Origin of the sequence: Pseudomonas sp. R62 (genome assembly GCF_000257605.1) — a bacterium.
Taxonomy (GTDB): Bacteria; Pseudomonadota; Gammaproteobacteria; order Pseudomonadales; family Pseudomonadaceae; genus Aquipseudomonas; species Aquipseudomonas atacamensis.
The window spans coordinates 1,939,345-1,943,831 of the sequence record NZ_JH635999.1 but is presented as its reverse complement, the minus strand read 5'-3'; the positions used below and the strand labels follow the sequence as shown (position 1 = coordinate 1,943,831).

Here is a 4,487-nt window from a genome sequence, read left to right as displayed (position 1 = left end):
GTAGCCGCGAATGTTCACATCGACGGTCTTCTGGAACGCACCCAGATCAGTGTCCAGCACGTTGCAGAATTGCGGGTTGGTTGCGGCGTTGTTGACCAGGATGTCGAGGCGGCCGAATTGTTCCTTGATCCCGGCGAAGACCTGGCTGATCTGCTCCATCTCACCGATGTGGCAGGCCACGGCTGTGGCCTTGCCGCCGGCGGCGGTGATGGCGTCGGCGACGTGTTGGCAGCCTTCGAGCTTGCGGCTCGAGACGATCACATGGGCGCCTTGCTGGGCAAGCAGTTTGGCGATGGCTTCACCGATGCCACGGCTGGCACCGGAGACGAAAGCGATTTTGCCGTCGAGGTCGAACAACTGAGTCTTGGACATGGGTTTCCCTTGTTGGAAGTCTTGTTATTGGCCCGGATCAGAGGCTGGATTTCTCGATGACCTGCAGGCTCATCTGCTCCAGCAGTTTGTTCATGTGAATGAACTGCGCGAAGCGTTTGTCCTGCGTCTGGCCATGGTAGAAGCGGTAGTAGATCTGCTGCACGATGCCGGCCAGGCGGAACAGGCCGTAGGTGTAGTAGAAGTCGAAATTGTCGATGCGGATACCCGAGCGCTCGGCGTAGTAGTCGACGAATTCGCGGCGGGTCAGCATGCCCGGCGCATGGCTTGGCTGGCGGCGCATCAGTTGCACCGGTGCCGGGTCGCCGGCTTCGATCCAGTAGGCGAGGGTGTTGCCCAGGTCCATCAGCGGGTCGCCGAGGGTGGTCAGTTCCCAGTCGAGCACGCCGATGATCTGCATTGGATTGGCCGGGTCGAGGATGACGTTGTCGAAGCGGTAGTCGTTGTGGACGATGCTCGAGGTCGGGTGGTCGGCCGGCATCTTGTCGTTGAGCCAGGCTTTGACTGCTTCCCAGTGCGGCGCGTCCGGGGTCAGGGCTTTTTCGTAGCGCTCGCTCCAGCCCTTGATCTGCCGCGCGACGTAGCCTTCGGGCTTGCCCAGGTCGCCGAGGCCGCAGGCGGTGTAATCGACCCGGTGCAGTTCGACGAACCGGTCGATGAAGCTTTTGCACAGCGCTTCGGTTTTCGCCGAATCAAGGCCCAGTTCCGGCGGCAGTTCGGCGCGCAGGATGATGCCTTTGACCCGTTCCATCACATAGAACTCGGCGCCGATGACGGCCTCGTCAGTGCAATGCACGTAGGCCTTCGGGCAATACGGAAAGCCGTCGCGCAGTTGGTTGAGAATGCGGAACTCACGGCCCATGTCATGGGCAGATTTGGCCTTGTGGCCGAACGGCGGGCGGCGCAGAACGAATTCCTGCTCCGGGTATTCCAGCAGGTAGGTCAGGTTCGACGCGCCGCCGGGAAACTGGCTGATCTGCGGAGTGCCGGTCAGGCCGGGAATGTGCGCCTTGAGGTACGGATCGATCAGGCTGGCATCGAGTTCTTCGCCCGCGCGGATCCGGGTGGACTGGTCAGTAAGCGCCATGCTTATCCCTTCTGCTTATTTTGGAGGCCAGACATCATTGGCTAATCTAATGGCGCGCTCGGGTGCTCACAAGCGCGGGTCGGTCTTATAGGTTAGCGTGTTGCTGGATAATCAACTTTGAGAATGGGGCAAAGATCGGCGCGGTTCGACGATGCCGCGCCCGTTAATGCACGCGCTGGTTACTCAGTTTTGGCGGCAGGGCGACAGGCGTCAGCACCGGTTGCCCGGAGAAAAACGCCATCAGGTTCTTCCCCACCAGTTCAACGGTGCCTTGGGTGGCTTCGGGGGAGAGCCCGGCGACGTGGGGAGTCAGCACAACGTTGCTGAGGTGTTTCAGGGCATCAGGCACTTCCGGTTCGTGATCGAACACGTCCAGCGCTGCGCCGGCTATACGACGTTGCTCGAGTGCGGTGATCAGATCTGCCGTAGCGATAACACTGGCGCGGGCGATGTTGACGATAAAACCCTTGGGGCCGAGGGTATCGAGCACGGCTCGCGTGACCAGATGTTGAGTAGCAATGCCACCGGGCGTGGCAACGACCAGAAAGTCCGAGGCTCGCGCCAGATCGGTCGGTGTCGAGCAGAACGCATAAGCGACGTCGCTGCGCACCTGGCGGTTGTGGTAGCTGATCTGCATGTCGAAACCCAGCTCCGCACGCTTGGCAATCGCCATGCCCACCGCGCCCAGCCCGAGGATGCCCAGACGCTTGCCGGCCAGCGACGGGCGCATGATTTTCGGCCATTCACCGCGGCGCACGGCGGCATCACAGCGCGGGATGTCGCGGACCAATGCCAGCAGCAATGCCATCGCATGATCGGCCACTGACGAGGCGTTGACACCGGCGCCATTGGTGACGGTGATCCCGCGGTCGCTGGCCGCTTGCAGGTCTACCTGTTCATAACCGGCGCCGATCACCGTGATGATTTTCAGGGCGGGCAGGGCGCTGATCTCTTGCGCAGTCAGGCCCAGCGGGCCGCGAGTGAGCACGGCGTCGATGCGACTGCCATGGGTGGCGATGGCTTGCGCGCGTTCGGCTGGCGTTGGTGCAAGGATCAGGTGGAATCCCTGATGCTCAAGAATCGGCAGATAGTCATTGATCGTTTCAACCAGTACCAGAACGGTTGCGGGCATTGCGCGGCTCCTGTGATTGGCGGCGGGTGGGTCGCGAAAGTCGACTCAGAGTGCTGAATCCGCAGCGGCTTGGCAATCGTTGCATTCAAGCAGTGGTGCTTTGATTCTGGACGGGTTCGTGGAACAAGCAAGTACGCAGGCATGGCGCACGACCCATCAGCTGACGTATTGCGCAACACCATTACCGAACGACCAGTTCTCTTTCTTTACCTCCAGCAGATTGATGAACACATCCTCCAGGCGAATACCCAGTTGCGCATGCAGGCGCTCGGCAATGGTTTTGAACAGCAATTGTTTCTTTTCCACGCTGCGCCCTTCGCTGATGGTGATCTGGATGAACACCACGCCGTCGCTGCGCTGGATGCCGAGGTATTGCGGGTCATAAACGAAATGCTGGGCGTCATGTTCGTTGAGAATCTGGAAGTTGTCGTGCTCGGGCACATCGATACAGCTGCGCAGAGCGGCGTAGATCTGTTCGCCGATGCGCCTGGCGAAAGTGGGATCGGGATTTTGCTGGATGTCGACGCGGACCAGTGGCATGAGGGCTCCTTGGGTTATGGCTTCTCACACGCTAGATCAAGGTCAGGGTTCTGGCAGGTAATTGGTCTGGAATATTGCAAATTCCGTGTATGAGGCGGCTTACGTGACTCGCGGATTTTGCCTACGGGAATGGCAGATGCGTCTGCTGGTCAGCACCCGTATGGATGCGAAATCATCACGCCTCAGAGCAGCTTGCGCGATAGCTGCCACCAGCCAGGGAAGGCGAATGCTTCAAAACGACCGGGAAAACCTCGAACTGGACAAGCTGATGAATGAAATACGCAAGCTTGTGGCCGAGAGGAAAAAACTTGTGGCGGAAGAAAAAAAGATGAAATGGGAAACCTATTTCTACCCGGTTGCGGTAGTGGCCGGAATGTTGACCGCGACAGCGGCCTTGATCGGCCTTTCGCTCAAGTTATGAATGTGCGCGTTTCGCTCTATCCAACCCGTTACCCGCGAAAAAGGAAATCACCATGAGTACGTTCGACCGCCAAGCCATGATTGACCGTTCCGATCGAGAGCACGACGAGTACGTAGAAAGGTTACGCCTCAAGCAGCGAGGCGACATCGTTCCGATCCTCGCATTGCTGAGTCTTGCCTTGCTTTGCATGTCGTTTGGCTTTCTGGTCGCTCGATTGATCTGATCGTTCCGGCTGCGCACGGTGCCGGAAAAACTGCCAGAAAACGACATGCAGCGTAGCTGGAAACGGCAAAAAGCATTCCGAAAACGACTCCCCATCGGTCTGCTCCGCACAAACATTCCTCAGCTAAGTCTTTGCTTGCATTGATTTATCACGGAGAATCGCGCCCCTGTTTCGGCCGGAGCATGTCTGTCGGTTTTTTCCGACGCGTCCTGACCGAGTGGCAAGTGACCGGAATGCGGAGATCCGACCGGATGAATGATCAGGCCAATAGCCTCGAAAAGCGCTTCGACGCAGCAGCACCCGCTGAACTTTCGAGCTGGAATCGCCAGGACACCACCTGGATGCTGGGACTGTTTGGGACGGCCATTGGCGCCGGCACCCTGTTTTTGCCGATCAACGCAGGGCTGGGGGGCTTCTGGCCGCTGGTGATCCTCGCGCTGCTGGCCTTCCCGATGACGTTTTACGCGCACCGTGGCCTGACCCGTTTTGTGCTGTCCGGTCGCGAAGGCGCCGATATCACCGAAGTGGTCGAGCAGCATTTCGGTATCAAGGCCGGTGCCTTGATCACGCTGCTGTACTTCTTTGCCATCTTCCCGATCCTGTTGATCTACAGCGTCGGCCTGACCAACACGGTCGCCAGCTTCCTCCAACACCAACTGCACATCACGCCGCCGCCGCGCGCGTTGCTGTCGTT

The 4,487-nt window shown here is 59.2% G+C and carries 7 protein-coding genes; 3 read left to right on the top strand and 4 right to left on the bottom strand.

Annotation, left to right across the window (positions count from 1 at the left end):
* From OQK_RS26610 to OQK_RS26595, 4 genes are all read right to left on the bottom strand, one after another.
* Positions 1-372, bottom strand: a 372-nt coding sequence (locus OQK_RS26610) for an SDR family NAD(P)-dependent oxidoreductase (RefSeq protein ID WP_016775124.1), incomplete at its 3' end; no start/stop codon positions are given.
* A 37-nt stretch (positions 373-409) separates the two neighbouring features.
* The gene (locus OQK_RS26605; protein WP_016775123.1) at positions 410-1,477 is read right to left on the bottom strand and encodes a phosphotransferase family protein; all 1,068 of its coding nucleotides are present in this window, start codon (positions 1,475-1,477) and stop codon (positions 410-412) included.
* Positions 1,478-1,640: 163 nt separating this feature from the next.
* Positions 1,641-2,609, bottom strand: coding sequence for a 2-hydroxyacid dehydrogenase (locus OQK_RS26600; protein WP_016775122.1), 969 nt, complete (start codon positions 2,607-2,609; stop codon positions 1,641-1,643).
* 156 nt (positions 2,610-2,765) lie between these two features.
* Entirely contained in the window at positions 2,766-3,149 is a 384-nt protein-coding gene (locus tag OQK_RS26595; RefSeq protein ID WP_016775121.1) for a tautomerase family protein, read from the bottom strand.
* Between the two features lie 136 nt (positions 3,150-3,285).
* Between OQK_RS26595 and OQK_RS26590 the strand changes: the two genes are divergently transcribed.
* The 3 genes from OQK_RS26590 to OQK_RS26585 all read left to right on the top strand — a co-directional run.
* Positions 3,286-3,570, top strand: a complete 285-nt coding sequence (locus tag OQK_RS26590; RefSeq protein WP_373877948.1) for a hypothetical protein — start codon at positions 3,286-3,288, stop codon at positions 3,568-3,570.
* Positions 3,571-3,622: 52 nt separating this feature from the next.
* Positions 3,623-3,793 carry a hypothetical protein gene (locus OQK_RS30850; RefSeq protein ID WP_016775119.1) on the top strand — a complete coding sequence of 57 codons (171 nt, stop codon included), beginning with the start codon at positions 3,623-3,625 and terminating at the stop codon, positions 3,791-3,793.
* A 251-nt stretch (positions 3,794-4,044) separates the two neighbouring features.
* Positions 4,045-4,487 (top strand): aromatic amino acid transport family protein (locus OQK_RS26585; RefSeq protein WP_016775118.1); only part of this gene is annotated, 443 nt, incomplete at its 3' end.

Bases quoted from the DNA above. Each gene is read 5' to 3' on its own strand.
- OQK_RS26605 (WP_016775123.1), bottom strand. From the start codon at position 1,477: ATGGCGCTTACTGACCAGTCCACCCGGATCCGCGCGGGCGAAGAACTC.
- OQK_RS26600 (WP_016775122.1), bottom strand. From the start codon at position 2,609: ATGCCCGCAACCGTTCTGGTACTGGTTGAAACGATCAATGACTATCTG.
- OQK_RS26595 (WP_016775121.1), bottom strand. From the start codon at position 3,149: ATGCCACTGGTCCGCGTCGACATCCAGCAAAATCCCGATCCCACTTTC.
- OQK_RS26590 (WP_373877948.1), top strand. From the start codon at position 3,286: ATGCGTCTGCTGGTCAGCACCCGTATGGATGCGAAATCATCACGCCTC.
- OQK_RS30850 (WP_016775119.1), top strand. From the start codon at position 3,623: ATGAGTACGTTCGACCGCCAAGCCATGATTGACCGTTCCGATCGAGAG.